Below are 19,690 nucleotides of genomic sequence, written 5' to 3'. Positions count from 1 at the left end.
CCCCTACGCGGATGCCCTGGGCGGTACGCAGAACCAGGCCAGACCCGCGGCGGTCAGATAGGCGAGGGCGCCGATGGCCATGCTGGTGCGCAGCCCCTCGCCGTAGTCGGCGGCCGTGGCGAGCAGGGTGCCACCGAGCGCCACGCCGGTGGCGCTGCCGAGTTGACGGGTGGTGTTGAACAGCGCGGAGGCGGTCCCCGAGTACGCCGGGGGCGCGGCACCCATGACGGTGGAGGCGGAGCCGGTGAGGGCGAAGGAGGTGCCGAATCCCGCTGCCATCATCGGGACCACCAGCAACGGGTAGGCGGGCTCGGCTCCCGCCGCGACCCAGCCCGCCAGCCCCAGGGCCGCCAGAAGCATCCCGGTGCACACCAGCGGACGGTCGCCGGTCGTGCGGGCCAGCCGTCCGGAGAGGATGGACGCGAACATGGTCATCGCCACCGCCGGGAAGAGCGCGAGGCCGGTGACGAGGGCGCTGTAGCCGCGCTGGTGCTGGAAGTCCAGGCTGGCGGTGAACACCATGCCGTAGAAGCCGAAATTGAACAGCAGGCCGATGACGGCCCCGCCACCCAGCGCCCGCGAGCGCAGCAGGTTCGCCGGCAGGGCGGGGAAGCGGGCCAGCCGTTCGCGCACCACGAACGCCGTGGCGGCCAGTACCGACAGGCCCACCCCGGCGAGGACGGCCGGATCGGACCATCCGCGCCGGCCCGCCTCGTTGAGCGCGGCGGTCAGCAGGGCCACCGCCGCCACGACCGCGCACTGCGCCGGCCAGTCCAGAGGCCGGGTGGCGAGCCGGTCGGAGGGGGCCACGCGACGCAGCGTCAGCACCAGACAGGCGACGCCGACGGGCAGATTGATGAGGAACACCCACCGCCAGCCCACGGTGGAGACCAGCAGCCCTCCCAGCAGCGGCCCCGCCGACGCCGCGATCCCCGCGATGGAGCCCCACACCCCGAAGGCCCGTGAGCGGGCGGCCGGAGCCGGATAGGCCTGCTGGAGAAGGGCCAGCGAGCCGGGCACGATCAGCGCCGCGCCGAGGCCCTCCAGCACCCGGGCGGCGACGAGGAAGGGGGCACTCGGCGCGAAGGCGCACGCCGCCGAGGACGCGGTGAACACCACCACGCCGGTGCAGAAGATGCGGCGGTTTCCCAGCCTGTCCCCCAGCGCGCCGCCGCTCAGCAGGAACCCGGCGAAGACCAGCGTGTACCCGTCGGTGATCCACTGGATGCCGGTGAGCGAAGCCGACAGCTCCCGGCCGATCACGGGTACGGCCACGTTGATGACGGTGACGTCCAGGATGACCATGAAGTACCCGGCGCACACGGCCAGCAGCGGTACCAGGGACCCCATGCCGGACACGAAGGCCACGTCCCGACTCCATCCCGCTCACGAAGGCTCTACAACAAAGGGAACAATAGGGGATGAATAATCCACATGACGGGAATCGGGCACCCCCTGCCCCAAGAAACGCGAGTACGCCAAGCCCGACTGGCTCGCACCGCTGTCGACGGAGCCGGCTGAGCATGGGAGCGTCGCAGGCAGCGGAGCGCATCGCCTGGACCCGCCGTCCACGCACCTCACACCGGGGATACTGGGCGCGTGGCCCACACACGCGAGGATCCGCGGTCCCTCCCCACCGAACCGCGGCCCTATCTGGAAGAACTCGTCCGGCGCACCCGCACGGTGTGCGGGCCCCATCTGGTGAGTGTCCTCGCGGTCGGTTCCCTCGCGCTCGGGGACTACCGGCAGGGGCGCAGCGACATCGATGTGACGGTCGTCGTGGAGCCGTCACTGCCCGGATCGGCCCTGCACGACCTGGCCGGGGCCCTCGCCCACCCTCATCTGCGCTGCCCGGCGGCGGGGCTGGAACTGGTGGTCTACGGAACGGATTTCGTCGGCCGCCCCTCCGGTGCCGCCGGGTACCTTCTGGACCTCAACACCGGCCCGCTGCTGCCGGACCGGGCCGACGTCGACGCGGCGCGGTCCCCGGCGTTCTGGTACGTCATCGACCGCTCCGTCGCCCATCAGACCGGGCTGACGCTGTTCGGCCGCCCGGCCCGGGAGGTGATCGCCGCACCGGACCGCCCGGAGCTGCTCGCCGCGATCCGGGCATCCGTCCGTGAACACAGCGACGGCGAAGGTCACCTGGCGGACAACCGTGTGCTCAACGGCTGCCGCTCGGTGGTGTTCTGCCGTACGGGCCGCTGGGTGGCCAAGCGCACGGCGGCGCGGGAAGTCGCCCTGGCCGAGGAGGAGTTCCGGCCGCTCATCGAGGCCGCGACGCACAGCTTCGAGCGCCCCCGTTCCTCCGCGCTCCCGCTGCCCGCCGCCGAGGTACGGGCCTTCCTGGCCCGGGTACGCGAACGGGTCGATCAGACCGTCCGGGCCGCCGGGGCCTGAGCGGGGTCCGAAGCCTTCGCCCACGGCGGAGGCACCACGGCGGAGGCGCCACGGCAGAGGCGCCACGGCAGAGGCGCCACGGCAGAGGCCGGCCGTTGGCTCGAGCCTCGCGATCAGGGCCGCAGCAGGACGCGGATCGGGTTGCCCTCCCGCTCACGCAACCGCCGGATGCCCTCGTTGACTTCCTCCAGGGGCAGGATCGCGCTGACCGACCCGGAGATGTCCAGACGGCCCCGGGCGGTGAGCTCGACCAGGTCCTCCAGATGCTCCATGCGATACCCGGTGTGTCCGATCACCGTGTGCCGGTTGCGCACGAAGTGGAGCTCCGGGCCCACGGCCAGAGGGTCGGGTGAGATGCCGACGAGCACCAGGCGGCCCCGGTGGCCGAGGGCGCGTTCCGCCTGGGTGAAGGAGGGCGTACGGCCGACGCAGTCGAAGGCGACGTCCAGGCCCTTGCCGCCCGTGATCTCCTTCAGCCTGGCCCTGGTGTCACCGTCCGTGGGGTCGAGTGCGAAGTCGGCGCCCAGGCCGAGGGCGCGCTCGCGGGCGGCGGGGAGGGGGTCGAGGGCGACGATCGGGGAGGCTCCGCAGATGCGGGTGAGCTGCACGAGGTGCGTGCCCAGACCTCCCAGCCCCCAGATGCCCACGGATTCGGCGGACCGCAGTTGGGCGGTGTCGATGGCGCCGTACGGGGTGGAGACGGCGTCGGCGAGCACGGCGGCGTGTTCCAGGGGCACGGAGTCGGGCACGGCGATGAGCGTGGTGGCGTCGGTCAGCACATACTCGGCCCAGGCCCCGTCGTAGTGGAAGGCCATCACCTGGAGGTCCTCACAGGTGTTCGTGCCACCGCCGAACCGGCAGGCGGGACACGTACCGCACGCCTTCCCCGCGCCCAGGACCACCCGGTCTCCCGTCGTCCAGTGCCCGGCGCCGTCGCCGACCGCCGCCACCACACCCGACGCCTCGTGCCCGGGGGTGACCACCGGCAGCCGGGGCGGGATATGGCCGTCGAGCTGGCTCAGGTCCGACTGACAGATGCCACACGCGGCCACCTTGACCACGACCTCGCCAACTCCCGGCCGGGGCACGGGCACATCCTCGACCTTCAGCGTGCCCGCTGCCGTGTCGAACCGCGCGGCGCGCATCGTGGCCGGGAGGTCGTCCGCCACCGCGCCTGCCGTTGAGTCCGTGCCGGTGCGTATCGGTCGTGCGTCCAAGGTCATCCGTGGTTCCTTTCACGTGCTCGGCCGGTTTGCGGCGCGCCGATCACCGCGCCGATCACCGCGCCGGTCCGGGACGGCGAGTGATCATGATGCCGCACGCAGTCTGCCGTATGGGCACACCCCGTGTGCCACTGCTCGGTCAGCGATGCGCGTCGCGCAGCAGCGTGTCGACGACGCGGTCGACGAAGGTTGGCCCGAACGGCGACTACCGAAGGAGTCGCAGCGTGATAGTGCTTTCGGACGCACGTGGCATTCACGCGGATGTACCATCCAGCACCAACGTGCAACGTGCCCAGATGAGGGAGCTCGTAGTGGACACTCCTGCCGAGAGCGCCAGCCTGAAGTCCCAGTACGCGGCCCAGGTCACGGCCGATCTGGAACGCAACTCCGCCGAGCACGAACGTCTCAGTTCCGAAATCGCGGCGCTGCGGGAGCGGTTGGCGATGCTCGAGAACAACCGGGCGCTTCTGCTCAGCATGCGGCAGACCCTTGGTGGCGATGCCGCCGGTGGCGCGACGGAGAACGGTGGCGTCAGTAGCTCCGGGGATGGTTCGTCCGCGAGGCGAGAGGTCGCGACGCTGTCCGCCACGCGCAAGGCGAGGAAGAAGGCCGACGCGGCCGGTGGCAAGCGGAAGGGGGCGGACTCGGGCGGGAGCCGTCCGCGTCGTCAGCGGGTGCGGGAAGCGGGGGTTCCCACGCTTCGGGAGCTTGTGCGTGATGACCTCGCCCAGCATGGCGAGCCCCGCTCCGCGGCCGAGGTGACCGGCGCGCTGAGCCAGGCTCTTCCGGAGCGCGAGATCAAGCCCACGGTCGTGCGCGGCACTCTCGAATCGCTTGTCGCCAAGGGGCAAGCACACCGCATCAAGCAGAAGAGGTCCGTTTTCTATTCGGCTGTCGCCACGGACGCGGCCTCCGATGCCGCCTCCGATGCGGGCGAGCCTGGCGAGGCGCGCGCTTCCTGAGCCGCCGCGGATGACGAGGGGCGGTGTTCAACGCAGGTGACGGGCGCCGCGTCGCTCCCGGAGCAGCACCCGCGCGGTGGCCGGTAGGGGCGGACGGGCGGGGGCGCGGAGGAGGCCGGGGCCCTTGGTGGCGGCTGCCGTGGTCGTGAGCAGCTCGATCTCGATCATGGCGCGGAACAGCGGGCGGCCCTCGGGCGGTGCGAGGCCGACCAGGCCTCGGCTGGTGGACAGGCACTCGCGGGCCTCGCCGAGCAGGTGCGCCAGAAGGCTCTGGATCCCGGGGGTGTCCCGGGCGTTCTCCAGGTCGGCGCGGGTGACACTGTGAGTGTCGAGCGTCTCCCGCACCAGATTCAGGCGCCCGTCGGCGAGGTCTTCGGCCAGGTCGTTGACGAAGTCGAGGCGCTGGCTGCCGTCGATGTACATACGGCACGCCTCGCGGTAGTCCGTCGCGGGGTCCTCCCCGGCGAACAGGCCCGCGATCAGCATGAACGCCGGGAGCGCATATGCGTCGACGTAGCGCTGGTAGTCCGCTTCGGTGGCGAATCCGGTGAACTCCAGCTCCATGGCGGCCGCGTCGAGGAAGTCCTCGACGCGGCCGCGCAGTCCGGGGTGCGCCGAGACGGTGTGCAGCAGCGGCCGTACGGCGGCATGGTCGCTTTCGCCACCGGCCAGGCCGTCACGTACCTCCTTCACCCACTCCGCGCAGGCCCCGGCGCGCTCCGCGACGGGGCCGCTGTCGAGGAGGGTGTCGGTGCGGTGCATGAAGGCGGTCGCCGCGATCACATGCGGCAGCAATGGCGGAGGCAGCAGCAGGCGCACGGCGAGGTAGGAGCTGCGCCGGTAGCCCGCGACGAGTTTCCGCTGCCGCGTGTAGTCCTCGCGCAGTTGGGGATCGCTGATCCCCGCGGCATCCAGCGCCCTGTCCCACCGGCCCATGCCCGACCCTCCAGTTTGTTCGGTATTCCGGCGGTCGACCGCCGGGACACTGCGCGGGCCGGTCGGCCCTGAGTCATGTCTTTACGTGATCTTGCTTGGTGCCGCGGGTGCCAAGCGTGCCACCGGCGGCAGCGGTGAGTGCTGCGGCGAGGCTTGGAACGCCTGGATCACGAGCGCGGCGAAGCGCCGGGAAGCCGCGATCCGGGCGCCCTTCGATGTGGTGTGGATGCCCCTGTGCGCCATGATCATCATGACCAGGTCGTCCAGGACGAAGTCGGGACGCAGATGGCCGGCGTCCTTGGCGCGGTGGGCGAGTTCGGCCATCGACCTCAGCGCGTATTCGCGCTCCGCGACGAAGTCGATCGCATCGGGAAAGGTCGACATGAAGGCTTCGGTGAAGCCCCGGCTGCGGGCGTGCAGCTCACAGGTCCTCTCGATCACAAGGCAGAAGCCGCGCCACGGATCCGGCTCGGCTTGCCCCTCGTCGACGATGGCGCGGCATGCGCGCATCTCGTCCGTGAAGGCCTCGGTGGCCAGCATCTGCTTGGTCGGGAAATGGCGGTACAGCGTGGCGGGGCCGACCCCGGCGTGCCGGGCGATCTCCCGCATCGGCACCTTCAGTCCTTCGGTGGCGAAGAGCGCGCGGGCCGCATCGAGGATGCGCTCCCGGTTGTCCGAGGCGTCGGAGCGCAGGGGGTGAGGCAAAGGGTCGGTCACCGCTCTCACTTTAGCGAAGTGGACGGGGGCGTCCGTTAGCGTCCCTCAGGCCGGTTCCGATCGATCCCGTCGATCTCACCGACCTCACCCATCCCGCCGCCCCATCCATCCCAGAGCAAGGAGACGACCTTGAAGGCAGTCGCGATCCAGGCGTTCGGACCTCCCGAAGGTCTCGCACTGATCGACCTCCCCGTCCCGGCTCCCGCCGCCGGACAGGTGCTGATCGCCAGTGAGGCGATCGGTGTCGGCGGCTCCGACGCCGTGATCCGGCGCGGCACTCTCGCCACCTACGGCTTTCAGGAAGGCCATATCCCGGGCAGTGAGGTGGCGGGCACCGTGACCGCGGTCGGCGACGGCGTCGACACATCATGGGTCGGTCAGCGCGTGTGGGCGTTCACCGGCGTGGGCGGCGGCTATGCCGAGCAGGCCATCGCCCCGGTCGAGGAGATCCGCCCCCTCCCCGCGGGTCTCTCCGCCGTCGACGCGGTGACGCTGGGGAACTCCGGAATCGTGGCCCACTTCGGCCTGTCCCATGCCCACTTCGCTCCCGGCGAGTCGGTGCTGGTGCGTGGCGCGGCCGGCAGCCTCGGAATCATGACGGTCCAGCTCGCGGCGCGTGGCGGTGCCGGGACGGTGGCGGTCACCACGTCGTCGGCCGAACGTGGCGATCGGCTGCGCAAGCTGGGCGCCACCCATGTGCTGGACCGCTCCGGCGAGGGAGGCGACGACGCTCCCTCCGGCTACGACGTCATCATCGACATCATCGCCGGTGCGGACATGCCGTCCTTCTTCGCCAAGCTCAACCCGAACGGTCGCATGGTGGCCGTCGGCGCGGTCGGAGGTATGCCACCGGCGGACTTCGGCATGACGATGATGGCGGCGTTCCGGAAGTCGATGTCGTTCGCCACCTTCAGCTCGGACACCGTGGCCGAGTCCGATCGACGTGCCGTGCGGACCGAGCAGTTCGACGCCGCGAGCCGTGGCGAACTGCACACGGTGGTGCACGAGCTGCTGCCGTTGGAGCAAGCCGTACTGGCGCACCGGAAGATGGACACCGGCGAGGTGTTCGGCAGGATCGTGCTGACACCGTGACCCACGATGCGATACCGGCGACCGTGGGACACATGGCACCGTACCTACCCTGGGGGGAGCTTCCCGGCCAGGTGTAGGGAGGACGCGTGGAATCGGTGAACGGGCAGGGCGGCGGCGGCACGTGGCCCACGGGGCTGGACGAGGCGATACGCGCCACCGCGGCCGACATCGCCACCACGCTGCGCGGCGCGTCCGACACCGGGGCCCCGGTGCCCGGGTCGCGGTGGACGGTCGGGGAGGCGGCGGCGCATCTGGCGCAGGCCAATGAGCTGATGGCACACCTCGCGGACGGGAAGGAACGCGGCTACGGGGACGGCACACCGCAGGGGCTGGCGGAGGCGAACCAGCGCGCGCTCGCCGCGTTCGCCGAGCGCCGGGCCGAGCCGCTGGCCGCCATGATCGTGGAGCAGGCCGACGCCTTCCTCCGGTCGGCGGCCCGGCCCGCGTCACACGCGTCACACGGCGAACTGGTCACGCCGATGGGCCCGATGAGCCTCGAGGTACTGGGGTCGTATCTGCTGACCCATATGCTCGGCCACGGCTATGACCTCGCCCGTGCGCTGGGCAGCCCGCATATGCTCGACCGGGCCCGGGTCGAGCTGACCCTGCCCTTCCTCACCACGGCCATGCCACGGGTGCTCGACACCAGCGCCGCCGCCGGGCTCACCGCCCGCTACGCCATCCACCTGAGGGGTGGCGCCTGCTTCGGCGCCACCTTCACCGACGGCGCGGTGACCGTCACACCGCGCCCGCCGAGCCGCCCGGACTGCACCATCCTCACCGAGCCCGTGGCCTTCCTCCTCATGGCGCTGGGCCGCCTCGGACCGTGGAGCGCCGTCGCCAGGGGCCGCGTCCTCACCTGGGGGCGCAAGCCCTGGCTCGCACCTCGCTTCCCCACGCTCTTCTCCCCGCCCTGATCCGCCCCGTGGCTCAGGTGGCGCAGGACGGATGGCCCCAGCCGTCGGGGTTCTTGCTGATGCTCTCGCCCTTGGCGTAGGGCGTACCGCAGCGGCACCGGCCGGGGAACTTCGCCTTGATCGACCCCTTTGAGCCGGTGCTCCCCTTTGAGCCGGTGGCCTTCTTTGCGCCGGTGACCCTCCCCTGCCCCTGTGCCGCCGCCGTGCGCGGGCGCGCCGTGCCACCACGACCGGCCGAGCGCGTCCCCGTCTGGGCCTCGGGCGGTGGCAGGGCGGAGCCGAGCGAGGTGCCGGCGGGCTGCTGGGTACGGGCCGTGTGGCTGGCCGCCCGGTCGGCGGCCGCGTTGAACGGGTCGCCGTCGACCTGGTGCGCCGGAACGTAGACGAACTCCACCGTCCGGCCGTCCAGCAGCTCGTCGATGCGCACCACGAGCTCGCGGTTGGCCACCGGCGACCCCGAGGCGGTCTTCCACCCCTTCCTCCGCCACCCGGGCAGCCATGTGGTGACCGCCTTCATCGCGTACTGGGAGTCCATGCGCACCTCCAGCGGCACGCCCGCGTCCGTGGACTCCAGCAGCTCTCGCAACGCGGTCAGCTCGGCGACGTTGTTGGTCGCGGTGCCCAGCGGCCCGGCCTCCCAGCGCTCCACCTCACCGTCGGTGTCCGCGATGACCCATGCCCAGGCCGCGGGCCCGGGGTTTCCCTTCGATGCCCCGTCACACGCGGCGATGATCTGTTCAGCCATACGCCGATACTGCCAGCTCCGCCGATCCGGCCCGACGGCAGACCCGTCGGTCGGCGCTCTCCGCGGCCCCAGGGCGTTCACCGGATTCACGCGGAACGGGCACATCGCGTACACGCGTTCGGGCGTCACACATGCGAGTCTCCGAGAGCTTGTGCCTTGAACGTCCGTACTCGCGGCGCCAGTTGGCAGCCCGGGTACTCGTCTCGGAGAGGACACCCCCCACATCATGTCCACTCATCGCGCGCGCCGGTCACGGCGCCTTCCTCTGCTGGCCGTCGTGGCCGTGGCCGGTGTGGCCGCCCCTTCGGTCGCCGTCGCCAACACACCGGCCACCGCGGACACCACCCGGCCCACGGCCGTGCAGGCGCCCGACGACTACTACCAGGACGCGACGGGCAAGAGCGGCCCGGAGCTGAAGGCGGCGCTGCACACGATCATCAGCGAGCAGACCAAGCTGTCCTACGACGAGGTGTGGGACGCGCTGAAGTCCACGGACGAGGACCCGGACAACCCGTCGAACGTCATCCTCCTCTACTCCGGCCGCTCCCAGGCCAAGGACGAAAACGGTGGCGACCCCGACGACTGGAACCGTGAGCACGTCTGGGCGAAGTCGCACGGCGACTTCGGCACGGCCACCGGGCCCGGCACCGATCTGCACCATCTGCGCCCGGCCAATGTGACGGTGAACAGCACCCGCGGCAGCAAGGACTTCGACAACGGCGGCGAGGAGGTGCCCGACGCCCCGGGCAACCGCACCGACGACGACTCCTTCGAACCGCGTGACCAGGTCAAGGGCGATGTCGCCCGGATGATCCTCTACATGGCCGTCCGCTACGACGGAGACGACGGCTTCCCCGACCTCGAGCCCAACGACAAGGTCGACAACGGCTCCGCGCCCAACATCGGCCGTCTCTCCGTACTGAAGGAGTGGAGCGCCGAGGACCCGCCCGACGACTTCGAGAAGAACCGCAACGAGGTCATCTTCGACAGCTTCCAGCACAACCGGAACCCGTTCATCGACCACCCGGAGTGGGTCGACTCCATCTGGAAGTAATCCAGCTGCCGACCCTGGCCCCCTGCCCCGGTACGACGTCGCGCCGGGCAGGGGCGCCGGTCCTGTGGTAGGCAGTCCTCGTGCGTATCCTCCTCCCCCTGCCCGACCGGGACTTCGACGTCACCGAGGTGGCCGTGCCCTGGAAGCTGCTGACCGACCTCGGCCACGAGGTGGTGTTCGCCACCGAACACGGCGACGGTCCACCCGCCGCCGATCCGCTGCTGCTCACCGGAGTGCTCTTCGGGCAACTCGGCGCGGAGCGCGAGCCCAAGGAGTTCTACGAGCAGCTGACCGGCGAGACCGCCTTCCGCCACCCCGTGGCGTGGGCGGACCTCCGGCCCGAGGCGTACGACGGGCTGATCCTGCCCGGCGGCCACGCGCCCGGGATGCGCCAGTACCTCGGCTCCGGCCTCCTGCGTGAGAAGATCACGGAGTTCTGGCGGCTGGACCGCCCGGTGGGCGCCATATGCCACGGCGTCCTCGCCCTGGCCCGCACCCGCGACCCGGCCACCGGCCGCGGTGTCCTCGCCGACCGGCGCACCACCTGTCTGCCCGGCTACATGGAGCGGACCGCGTACTACCTCACGGCCTGGCGACGCGGCCGCTACTACCGCACCTACCCGGCCTACGTCGAGGACGAGGTCGTCGCCGCCCTGGACGACCCCGCCCAGTTCGAACGCGGGCCCATCGAGCTGCGGCGCCGTGGCACGGCCACCGACGACACCCCCGCGTTCGTCGTCCAGGACGGCAACTACCTCTCCGCCCGCTGGCCCGGCGACGCCTATCTCTTCGCACGGCGCTTCGCCGCGATGCTGACCTGACCGGCGCGCCCGTCAGGACGGGTCTTGCGCGGCCAGCCGGAGGAGCGTGGTCGCGAGGACGTCGACACCGTGGGTGCACGCTTCGGGGGTGGAGTACTCGCGGGGGTTGTGGCTGATGCCGTCGTACTCACCACGCACGAAGACCATCGCCGTGGGGCAGAGCGCGGCGATCTCCTGGGCGTCGTGTCCGGCGCCGGAGAGCAGGGAGATGTGTTCCAGGCCGTGGTCGTCGGCGGCCCGCGCGATGACCTTCTGGACGCGCTCGTCGAAGGGCACGTACGCGGTCCTGGCCATGCGCCGGGTGGTGAGGGTGAGCCCCGGCGTACCGTCCTCCAGGGTGCGCAGGAAGGCCGCGAGGTCCTCCTCGGCGCGGGCCATCCGGGCATCGTCGGGGTTGCGCAGATCGACGGTGAACTCGGCACGGGCCGGGACGATATTGGTCAGGTCCGGATGGACGGCCAGGTGGCCGACGGTGGCGCGCAACTCGCCGTAGCCGCCGGAGTCGACCATGGACCGCAGATGGACACCGATCCGGGCGGCGGCGAGGCCGGCGTCGGCGCGCAGATGGGTCGGGGTGGTACCGGCGTGGGCGGCGCGGCCGTGGATGGTGATCTCCTGCCAGGAGATGCCCTGAACGCCGGTGACGACACCGACCTGGACATCGTTCTCGGCGAGCACGGGGCCCTGTTCGATGTGGCACTCGACGCAGGCGTACGGCGGGTCGAGACGCACATCGGCGGGGCCGTGGAAGCCGGTGCGGCTCAGCTCGCCACCGAGGGTACGGCCGTCGCGATCGGTCAGGGCGTGGGCGTACTCCAGGGAGAGGCGCCCGGCGGCGACCGCGCTGCCGAGCATGTCGGTGCCGAAGCGGACACCTTCTTCCTCCGTGAAGACACCGATCTCGATGGGGCGGCGGGTGCTGATGCCCCGCTCGTCGAGGGTCCGCACGACTTCGATGCCGCCCAGGACACCGAGACAGCCGTCGAAGGCGCCGGCGGTGGCCACGCTGTCGATGTGCGACCCGGTCAGTACGGGGGCCGCCGTGGGGTCGGTGCCTTCGCGGCGGCCGTAGATGTTGCCCATCCGGTCGATCCGGACGGTCAGCCCGGCCTGCTCCAGCCACGCGATGACCTGGCGCCGCCCGGCGGCGTCGGCGTCGGTGAGGGCCAGCCGGTTCACCCCGCGCAGACCGGTGCGCTCGTCGTCGTACGCGCCGATCTCGGCGAGGTCCATCAGCGACTGCCACAGCCGGTGGCCGTTGACGGTGATCGTGTCGGGGGCGGGGCCGGTCATGTTCGTTCTCCCACGGGTGGTCGGACGCGGAGGGGTTTTTCAGCTGTCCGCGGTGGTGGCGGCGGGGTTGGCCGCGCTGCCTTCCGTGCTCAGCAGCACGACGGTGGAGGCGGGGCCGAGGCCCAGCGCGGCGCGGCGCTCGTCGGCGCCGTCGCCGGTGAGCGCGGCGCGCAGTCCGGCCAGCGAGGCGGCGCCGCAGGGGCCGTTGGAGATGCCGAGCCGGGCGAGGTCGCCGACCGCGCGGGCGCTCGCGGTGTCAGGGATGGCGATGGCCGCGTCGAGACCGTCGCGCAGCCGGGGCCAGGCGATGCTGGAAGGGGTGCCGCAGTTCAGTCCGGCCATGATGGTCTCGCCGGTGGTGACGCTGACCGGTTCGCCACGCGTGAGGCTCTCGATGACGCAGGGGGCGGCCATGGGTTCCACCGACAGCAGCGACGTGGGCGGCCCGGCCGGGCGGCTGCGGTAGTGGGTGACGACGGCATGGGCCAGCGAACCGACGCCCACCGGGATGACGATGAGGCCGGGCGTCCCCGCTCCGGCGGCCGCCAGTTGCTCGTCGACTTCGGCACAGAGGGTGGAGTAGCCCTCGACGATCCAGCCCGGTATCCGTTCATAGCCGGGCCAGGCGGTGTCCTGGACCAGGAGCGCGCCCGGTGCGGCGGCCGCCTCGGCCGCCCGGCGCACGGCCTCGTCGTACGCGCCCGTGACCTGGGAGACCTCCGCCCCCTCGGCGGCGATGGCCGCCACGGCCTCCGGATGGACACCTCGCGGCACGAAGATCCGGGCGCGGTGGCCGAGCAGACGCGCCGTCCGGGCCACGGCGCGGCCATGGTTGCCGTCGGTGGCGCTCACCAGGGTGACGGGCGCGGTGGCATCGCCGCGCGCGGCCCGTGCGGCGAGGGCGCGGTGCACGGCCCAGGACGCGCCCAGGGCCTTGAAAGCGGGCAGGCCCAGACGGCATGACTCGTCCTTGACGAAGACCCGCCCGACCCCCAACTCGGCAGCCACTGGGGGCAGTTCGGTGAGCGGGGTGGGGGCGTAGCCGGGCAGTGCGGCGTGGAAGTCCCGTACCCCGGTGGGGGCGGGCGGACAGGTCCAGGCCCGGGCGGCGGGGCGGGCGAACCACGGCGGCTGGGCGGTGGAGGAAACGTATGCGGGCACGTAGCCAGCGTGCGGCCCGCACCTCTCGTCGGTCCAGCGAATGTTTCCCATCTATATTCATCGGCGATACCGACGAATCGTGGGTCCTTCGCAAGGATGCCCGGCCGACGATCCGCAGCAAGGGAAGAGGAGCGGCACCCCGTGTTCGACCTGCACCGACTGCGTCTGCTGCGCGAACTCAAGCACCGCGGCACCCTCGCGGCCGTCGCCGCCGCGCTCTCCTACAGCCCCTCGTCCGTCTCCCAGCAGCTGTCCCAGCTGGAGGCGGAGGTCGGTGTCCGGCTGCTGGAGCCGGTGGGCCGGCGGGTGCGGCTCACCGAGCAGGCGGAGATCCTCGTCGCCCATACCGAGGCGGTGCTGGAGCGCCTGGAGCACGCCGAGGCGGACATCGCCACCTCCCTGACCGATCTGACCGGCACCCTGCGCGTCGCCTCGTTCCAGACGGCCACTCTCGCCCTGGTGCCCGGCATGCTGAGCCTGCTGCGCGACCGCCATCCCGGCCTTCGGGTGCACGTCACACAGATGCCACCGGAAACGGCGATCCCCGCGCTTCAAGCGCGCGATTTCGACCTGGCCGTCGCCGAGGAGTACCCGGGCAACCCCAACCCCCGGCCGCCCGGTCTGGAGCAGGAGGATCTGCTCGATGACCCCCTCCACCTCGCACTGCCCGCACCGGCCGGTGAGCGGAGCGACGCCGGGGCCGATCCCAGGGGCGGCCCCACGGCGGCGTTGCGCTCGCTCGCCGGCCATCCCTGGGCCATGGAGCCCGAGGACACGGCCGCCCGCCACTGGGCCATGACCCTGTGCCGGAACGCCGGTTTCGAGCCCGATGTGCGGTTCGAGACCACGGACCTCCTGATCCATCTCCGCCTCGTCGAGCGGGGCCACGCCGCTGCCCTGCTCCCCGGCCTCGTATGGAACGGAGCACCCCCGACCGTCGCGCTGCGACAGCTCCCCCGTGGCCAACGCACCCGCCGTGTCTTCACCGCGGTACGCCGGGGCCGCAGCCGGCACCCGGCGATCACGGCCTGCCGCCACGCACTGCGGCAGGCGGCCGCGGACCTGGCCACCTCGGCCGAGGGATGAAACGAAGCATCGTCGGCCCCGACCGCGGACGGTCGGGGCCGACGATGAGTACCCTCAGGCTCAATTACCCTTAGTCGTCAACGCACTTGGGGTACTTCGAGCCACGGTTGCAGTCGTGGTAGTCGTACTTGCTGACCCGGAACTTCTTCTCCTCGCCGCCCTTGGCCGGATCGACGACCAGGTAGAACTTCTTCCCGTCCTTGACCTTGTCGGTGACTGTCCCATCAGGGCCCCGGTCAAAGTCCTGCGCGCACCCGGCGAGTGTGAGGGCTGAACATGCCAGGAGGGCGAGGGCAAGGCGACGCATGTCGTGCTCCGATCAACGTGAGGATTGCGGGACAGTCTAGGGGGCTTCGGATCATGGCCCGGCCAGGGGTGGCATTCGCTCATACGCGGGGAAACGCCTGGTGGATGGCGCTGGGAACGAGGGAGAAAAACGCCCGGCAAAGGCCGTCCGGGGTGCCCTACAGTGGTGTCCGGGCCGTGACTGGCGCTGAGGTGGAGCACCACCGGGGAGCGGCCTGACGATCGGGTCGATGCCGTGCGCCTGGGCGAGTAGTCGGTAACGCCTGGGAGGCGACCTTGTCCTCGACACAGACGGCCCAGCTCATGGATGGCGCCGGTCCTGCCCGGCGCATCGTGGCGGAAGCGGCGGGCCACGCTTCGGAGATCGCTCGACGTACGGGAATCACCCCCTGTCTGGCAACGGTGCTGGTGGGCGAGGATCCGGCCTCGGCCACGTATGTCCGTATGAAGCGCGCCCGCTGCGCCAAGGCGGGGATCGCGTCACGGTTCGTCGCCTTGCCGGCCGCCACGACCACCTCTGAGCTGGTCGACACCCTCGGCTCGCTGTCCCAGGACCCCGAAGTGCACGGCATCCTGCTGCAGCATCCCGTCGGGGCTCATATCGACGAGCGGGCGGCGTTCGAGGCCATCGCTCCCGAGAAGGATGTCGACGGCGTCACCATGAGCTCCTTCGGGGCGATGAGCTTCGGGTTGCCGGGGTTCGCGTCGTGCACTCCAGGAGGGATCATGCGTCTCCTGGACGAGTACCGCGTCGAGCTCGCGGGGCGGCGTGCCGTGGTGGTGGGCCGTAGCCCGATCCTGGGCAAGCCCGTGGGAATGCTCCTGCTGGCCCGGGACGCGACGGTGACGTATTGCCACTCCAGGACCGCCGACCTGGGCGCGGTGCTCCGGGAAGCGGATGTCGTCGTGGCGGCGGTGGGCCGGCCCCGGCTCATCCGTGGCCAGGACATCAAGCCGGGCGCCGTGGTGATCGATGCCGGATACAACCCCGGCAATATCGGCGACGTCGACTTCGACTCCGCGAGTGAACGCGCCCGGCTGATCACCCCGGTGCCGGGCGGGGTGGGGCCCATGACCATCGCCGTCCTGCTGGCACAGACCGTGGACGCCGCCCGGCGGCAGACGGGTCTGACCGGCGTACGGGCGGATCGCTGAGCGGTCAGCCGCCGCGCCGGGCTCTTGTCAGTGCCCGGCGCGGCACCTCCTCGGTGAAGGCGGGCAACCGTGTGTCGCCGGGGCCGTGCATGTCCATGTTGAGGACGACGTTGTCCTGGGCATCATGCGCCCCCCTTACGCATCCCCCAGCACATGGTGGCTCAGGCGCCGCGCGGGTGTACAGCCCGGCGGGGGCGCCCTTTCGGACGCCCCCTGTGGCTGGTGCCCTTCAAGGCCAGGGCCCCGTAGCCACCCGTCGCTAGGGGCGGATGTAGGGCCGGGTGATGATCTCCATGTTGTGGCCGCCGGGATCGTCGAAGTACGCGCCACGGCCGCCGAAGAGACGGTTGATCCGGCCGGGGTCGGTGTGGCTGGGGTCGGCGTAGTAGGTGACGCCGACCGCTTCCAGACGGGCGATCATCGCGTCGAACTGCTCATCGGGCACGAGGAACGCGTAGTGCTGTGGCTGTATGGGCTCGTCGCGCTTCTCGTAGTAGTCGAGCGTCACGCCGTTGCCGAGATCGACGGGCAGAAACGGTCCGAACGGCGCTCCGACCTCCACCCCCAGAATCGCGGCGATGAACTCGGCGGACAGCCGCCGGTCATGGGCGTAGACGGCGGTGTGATTCAGCTGGACGGCGGTGGCCGGGGGCTCGGAGTCGTGCTGGGGCCGGGCGTGGTGTGGCATCTGTGGTGGTGTCTCCGCATCGTGGAATCCGCTGGAACAGGCGCCACATACGGGCGCCGGGAGGAAGGACACGGAGGAAATGGCGGGCCCCTGGCCCGCCTCGGGCTCACGCCGAGGCCGGGCGCCTCACTCGTGCGTGGCCCATGGCCGACCCGGCAGTCACATTGCCGAACTTACCATTGGCGGTCCGGCTCCGTGCGCCATCGACGGTCCGGCTCCGTGCGCTGTCGTCGAGTGCGCTGGAGCCGACCCCGGCCACGTCCGCCCGATCGTGTCCGCTAGCCTCCGGTCTCGGGTCCGTGGACCACGGGGGTGCCGGGGATGAGCGAGGAATGGCGCATGGGCGACGAGCGGCGGCGGCAGGGCGGAGAGCGGTGGGCGGCGGTGGAGGCCCGCGTCCGGCGTGAGTGGGGGCTCCAACTGCCGGACTCCTTCTGCCGGTTCCATGTCTTCCTCCAGGGGCTCGGGGCGGCCGAGCGGCGGGCGCTCACGGACATGGACGTGGCTCCGGCCGGTATCTCCGATCTGTTCGACGACCCCGGACTGTCCGCCCGGCCGGGGATCGACGCGCGGGCGCACGGACGCTACTACCGCGATCCGCCCGAGTTCCTGACCTTTCTGCACGGCGGGTCGGACGGGCTGCACTACGGGTTGTGGTCCGACGACGGATCGGCCTGTGCCGGGGTCGCCTCCTACTCCACCCACGACGGCGGCGACATCGACACCAGCGCGCACACGCCGCTGGAAGCGATACGCGTGCTGATCGAGCGCCACTGGCGCGACCTCGCCGACGACGACGGGGACGCGGACCACCTGGCCGCTCGGCGTCACGGGCTGGAACTGCTGCGCGAGGCCCTGACCGGCCTGGAGACGGGCGACCGCGACGAGACCGGCGCCGGTTATGTGCGCGCGTACGACAGCGCGGCCGGGTCGGCCGACCCCGCGCGGGTCGCCACGCTGGACGGTGCCGGTGCGCTCGTGACCGGCGAGACGGCGCCGGAGCGGCCCGTGCACCGCGCGCCCGGTGGCTTCCGGTTCGCCCAGGCCCGGTACCCCTTGCTCGACGACCCCGCGGGTTCGACCAGGCTCGTGGCGGACGCCCGGCGGCGCCTCGCACACGGCGACCCGGCCGAGGCGCTGGCGCTGGGCCGCGATCTCCACTGGGCGTCGGCCGGTGACCCCGTCAGGGAGGCGCTGGCGAATGAGCTGCTGGTCGGCGCCTACCAGGCGCTGGGCCGGTCCTCCCTCGCGGGGATCGCCCAGGCCCACCACGACCACCGCGACCTGCCCAACGTCACCGTCCTCGGCTCCCGCTAGCACCGGACCGCGCCCGCCCCTCCCCCACAGCTGCACGGTTGCCCCGGCCCGGCCCCGGGCCGGCCCCGGTCGGCGCGCCACCGCGCCGCCCCGAGCGCCATGTCCGTTTTCCGCCAGCGCGCCTCCCCTCCCAGGGCGCACAGTGGAGGTGTGATGAGCGACGACAGCAGATACGAGGCGGTGTGCAGCCGCGACGCACGGTTCGACGGCGAGTTCTTCTTCGGTGTCGCCACGACCGGGATCTACTGTCGGCCGAGCTGCCCCGCCACCACGCCCCGGCGCAAGAACGTCCGGTTCTTCCCGACCTCGGCCGCCGCGCAGGGCGCGGGGTTCCGGGCCTGCCGCCGCTGCCGGCCGGACGCCGCACCCGGCTCCGCCGACTGGAACGCGCGGGCGGACGCCGTCGGCCGCGCCATGCGGATGATCGGGGACGGGGTGGTGGACCGGGAGGGGGTGTCCGGGCTCGCCTCGCGGCTCGGGTACAGCGCCCGGCAGGTGCAGCGGCAGCTGACCGCCGAGCTCGGCGCCGGGCCGGTGGCGCTCGCCCGCGCCCAACGCGCCCACACCGCGCGGATCCTGCTGCAGACCACCGCGCTGCGGGCCTCGGAGATCGCGTTCGCGGCCGGGTTCTCCAGCGTCCGGCAGTTCAATGACACGCTGCGCGAGATCTACGCCGCCACCCCCACCGAACTGCGCGCCGCCCGGCCGGAGAAGTCCTCCCTGTCCGGGCCCGCGGGGGCGCCCGGCGGGGTGCTGGGGACCAACGGCGGTACGAACGGCGGAACGGCCGGGGTGCCGCTGCGGCTCGCCTACCGCGGTCCGTACGACACCACGCGGGTCTTCGACTATCTCGCCCGGCGCGCCCTCACCGGCCTGGAGGAGATGGTGGGCATGCCGGGCGCCCGGACCTACCGCCGCACCCTGCGGCTGCCGCACGCCTGCGCCATCGTCGAGGTCGACGAACGGCCCGGCGACGGCTGGCTCGAGTGCCGGCTGCGCCTGACCGAGCTGCGCGATCTGACCACCGCCATCCAGCGGATCCGGCGCCTGTTCGACCTGGACGCCGATCCGTACGCGGTCGCCGAGCGCCTCGGCGCCGATGCCGCGCTGGCACCCCTGGTGGCCGCGCGGCCGGGGCTGCGTTCGCCGGGCAGCGCCGACCCGCATGAGCTCGCCCTGCGCGCCGTGCTCGGCCAGCAGGTCTCGGTGGCCGCCGGGCGGGTGCTGGGCGATGGGCTGATCGCCGCGTACGGCAAGCCCCTGGAGCGGCCGGACGGCGGGCTGACCCATCTCTTCCCGCGCGCGGAGGACCTGGCCGGGGCGCCGCTTTCCGAGCTCGGCATGCCGGAGAGCCGGCGCGCCACGCTGCGTACGCTCGCCGCCGCGCTCGCGGACGGCACCGTGCGACTGGACGCGGGCGCCGACCGCGACCGGACCGAGAAGGAGCTGCTGGGGCTGCGCGGCATCGGCCCCTGGACGTCCGGTTACATCCGGATGCGGGCGCTGAGCGACCCCGATGTGCTGCTGGAGTCGGATGTCGCCGTACGGGCCGGGGCCCGCGGCGCCGGGGCCCATCTGGAGGACTCCGAGGGCTGGCGGCCCTGGCGCTCGTACGCCATGCACCACCTCTGGAACGCCCCGCGGCCCCGGCCCGCGTGATCCCGCCGGGAGACACCCGCCGGGCAGACAACCACCGAGAGACACCCGCCCAGAGGCGCCGCCCGGCCCGACGGGGATCCGCGAATCCGCCGCCGGGGAGGCGAGCGGGGTCAGCCGACGGCCGCCGGGGAGATGAACGGGGTCAGCCGACGGCCACC

Annotated in this window: 19 protein-coding genes and 1 riboswitch; of the genes, 10 read left to right on the top strand and 9 right to left on the bottom strand. The window is 72.0% G+C overall.

The genetic code is table 11. The annotated features are described in order from the left end of the window. Positions 1–3: 3 nt before the first annotated feature. Positions 4–1,350 carry an MFS transporter gene (locus JK364_RS18195; protein ID WP_230992155.1) on the bottom strand — a complete coding sequence of 449 codons (1,347 nt, stop codon included), beginning with the start codon at positions 1,348–1,350 and terminating at the stop codon, positions 4–6. A gap of 249 nt (positions 1,351–1,599) precedes the next feature. On the opposite strand from JK364_RS18195, the gene JK364_RS18190 reads away from it, so the two are divergent. After that, on the top strand, positions 1,600–2,400 hold the full coding sequence (locus JK364_RS18190) for an aminoglycoside adenylyltransferase domain-containing protein (protein WP_201852145.1): 801 nt from the start codon (positions 1,600–1,602) through the stop codon (positions 2,398–2,400). A 113-nt stretch (positions 2,401–2,513) separates the two neighbouring features. Here JK364_RS18190 and JK364_RS18185 read toward each other — a convergent pair whose 3' ends face one another. Then, positions 2,514–3,623: a zinc-binding dehydrogenase gene (locus JK364_RS18185; RefSeq protein ID WP_201852144.1), complete on the bottom strand. Its 1,110-nt coding sequence runs from the start codon at positions 3,621–3,623 to the stop codon at positions 2,514–2,516. A gap of 311 nt (positions 3,624–3,934) precedes the next feature. On the opposite strand from JK364_RS18185, the gene JK364_RS18180 reads away from it, so the two are divergent. Continuing rightward, positions 3,935–4,585 carry a hypothetical protein gene (locus JK364_RS18180; protein WP_307841318.1) on the top strand — a complete coding sequence of 217 codons (651 nt, stop codon included), beginning with the start codon at positions 3,935–3,937 and terminating at the stop codon, positions 4,583–4,585. Between the two features lie 27 nt (positions 4,586–4,612). Here JK364_RS18180 and JK364_RS18175 read toward each other — a convergent pair whose 3' ends face one another. After that, complete coding sequence (locus JK364_RS18175; protein WP_201852143.1) at positions 4,613–5,521, bottom strand: phytoene/squalene synthase family protein; 909 nt, start codon at positions 5,519–5,521, stop codon at positions 4,613–4,615. An 81-nt stretch (positions 5,522–5,602) separates the two neighbouring features. Then, positions 5,603–6,238, bottom strand: coding sequence for a TetR/AcrR family transcriptional regulator (locus JK364_RS18170; protein WP_201852142.1), 636 nt, complete (start codon positions 6,236–6,238; stop codon positions 5,603–5,605). Positions 6,239–6,367: 129 nt separating this feature from the next. On the opposite strand from JK364_RS18170, the gene JK364_RS18165 reads away from it, so the two are divergent. Further along, positions 6,368–7,330 carry a zinc-dependent alcohol dehydrogenase family protein gene (locus tag JK364_RS18165; protein WP_201852141.1) on the top strand — a complete coding sequence of 321 codons (963 nt, stop codon included), beginning with the start codon at positions 6,368–6,370 and terminating at the stop codon, positions 7,328–7,330. Between the two features lie 86 nt (positions 7,331–7,416). Continuing rightward, a complete protein-coding gene (locus JK364_RS18160; protein ID WP_201852140.1) occupies positions 7,417–8,247 on the top strand; it encodes a maleylpyruvate isomerase family mycothiol-dependent enzyme in 831 nt (276 codons plus the stop codon). A 13-nt stretch (positions 8,248–8,260) separates the two neighbouring features. On the opposite strand, the gene JK364_RS18155 is transcribed toward JK364_RS18160, so the two are convergent. Continuing rightward, positions 8,261–8,992 (bottom strand): ribonuclease H family protein, encoded by a 732-nt coding sequence (locus JK364_RS18155; protein WP_201852139.1) that lies wholly within the window; start codon positions 8,990–8,992, stop codon positions 8,261–8,263. A gap of 226 nt (positions 8,993–9,218) precedes the next feature. Between JK364_RS18155 and JK364_RS18150 the strand changes: the two genes are divergently transcribed. Both JK364_RS18150 and JK364_RS18145 read left to right on the top strand, forming a co-directional pair. Further along, positions 9,219–10,046: an endonuclease I family protein gene (locus tag JK364_RS18150; RefSeq protein ID WP_201852138.1), complete on the top strand. Its 828-nt coding sequence runs from the start codon at positions 9,219–9,221 to the stop codon at positions 10,044–10,046. Between the two features lie 80 nt (positions 10,047–10,126). Beyond that, positions 10,127–10,867: a type 1 glutamine amidotransferase domain-containing protein gene (locus tag JK364_RS18145; protein WP_201852137.1), complete on the top strand. Its 741-nt coding sequence runs from the start codon at positions 10,127–10,129 to the stop codon at positions 10,865–10,867. Between the two features lie 12 nt (positions 10,868–10,879). Here JK364_RS18145 and JK364_RS18140 read toward each other — a convergent pair whose 3' ends face one another. Then, on the bottom strand, positions 10,880–12,160 hold the full coding sequence (locus tag JK364_RS18140; RefSeq protein ID WP_201852136.1) for a M20 family metallo-hydrolase: 1,281 nt from the start codon (positions 12,158–12,160) through the stop codon (positions 10,880–10,882). A gap of 39 nt (positions 12,161–12,199) precedes the next feature. Then, the gene (locus tag JK364_RS18135; RefSeq protein WP_307841317.1) at positions 12,200–13,321 is read right to left on the bottom strand and encodes a diaminopropionate ammonia-lyase; all 1,122 of its coding nucleotides are present in this window, start codon (positions 13,319–13,321) and stop codon (positions 12,200–12,202) included. 141 nt (positions 13,322–13,462) lie between these two features. Here JK364_RS18135 and JK364_RS18130 point away from each other — a divergent pair, with 141 nt between their 5' ends. Next, the gene (locus JK364_RS18130; RefSeq protein WP_201852134.1) at positions 13,463–14,407 is read left to right on the top strand and encodes a LysR substrate-binding domain-containing protein; all 945 of its coding nucleotides are present in this window, start codon (positions 13,463–13,465) and stop codon (positions 14,405–14,407) included. 70 nt (positions 14,408–14,477) lie between these two features. On the opposite strand, the gene JK364_RS18125 is transcribed toward JK364_RS18130, so the two are convergent. After that, a complete protein-coding gene (locus tag JK364_RS18125) occupies positions 14,478–14,714 on the bottom strand; it encodes a hypothetical protein (RefSeq protein ID WP_086885525.1) in 237 nt (78 codons plus the stop codon). A gap of 166 nt (positions 14,715–14,880) precedes the next feature. Continuing rightward, positions 14,881–14,967: riboswitch (ZMP/ZTP riboswitch) on the top strand. A gap of 22 nt (positions 14,968–14,989) precedes the next feature. Between JK364_RS18125 and JK364_RS18120 the strand changes: the two genes are divergently transcribed. Next, positions 14,990–15,868, top strand: a complete 879-nt coding sequence (locus tag JK364_RS18120) for a bifunctional 5,10-methylenetetrahydrofolate dehydrogenase/5,10-methenyltetrahydrofolate cyclohydrolase (RefSeq protein WP_307841316.1) — start codon at positions 14,990–14,992, stop codon at positions 15,866–15,868. A 259-nt stretch (positions 15,869–16,127) separates the two neighbouring features. Here the strand turns inward: JK364_RS18120 and JK364_RS18115 are convergent, their stop codons facing one another. After that, complete coding sequence (locus tag JK364_RS18115; protein WP_201852133.1) at positions 16,128–16,556, bottom strand: VOC family protein; 429 nt, start codon at positions 16,554–16,556, stop codon at positions 16,128–16,130. 321 nt (positions 16,557–16,877) lie between these two features. On the opposite strand from JK364_RS18115, the gene JK364_RS18110 reads away from it, so the two are divergent. Both JK364_RS18110 and JK364_RS18105 read left to right on the top strand, forming a co-directional pair. Further along, complete coding sequence (locus tag JK364_RS18110; protein WP_201852132.1) at positions 16,878–17,873, top strand: ADP-ribosylation family protein; 996 nt, start codon at positions 16,878–16,880, stop codon at positions 17,871–17,873. A 153-nt stretch (positions 17,874–18,026) separates the two neighbouring features. Next, positions 18,027–19,532 carry a DNA-3-methyladenine glycosylase 2 family protein gene (locus JK364_RS18105; protein WP_201852131.1) on the top strand — a complete coding sequence of 502 codons (1,506 nt, stop codon included), beginning with the start codon at positions 18,027–18,029 and terminating at the stop codon, positions 19,530–19,532. Positions 19,533–19,690: the final 158 nt, after the last annotated feature.

Source organism: Streptomyces endocoffeicus (genome assembly GCF_016741935.1).
GTDB classification, from domain to species: Bacteria; Actinomycetota; Actinomycetes; order Streptomycetales; family Streptomycetaceae; genus Streptomyces; species Streptomyces endocoffeicus.
This window is presented reverse-complemented; position numbering and strand designations above follow the sequence as displayed.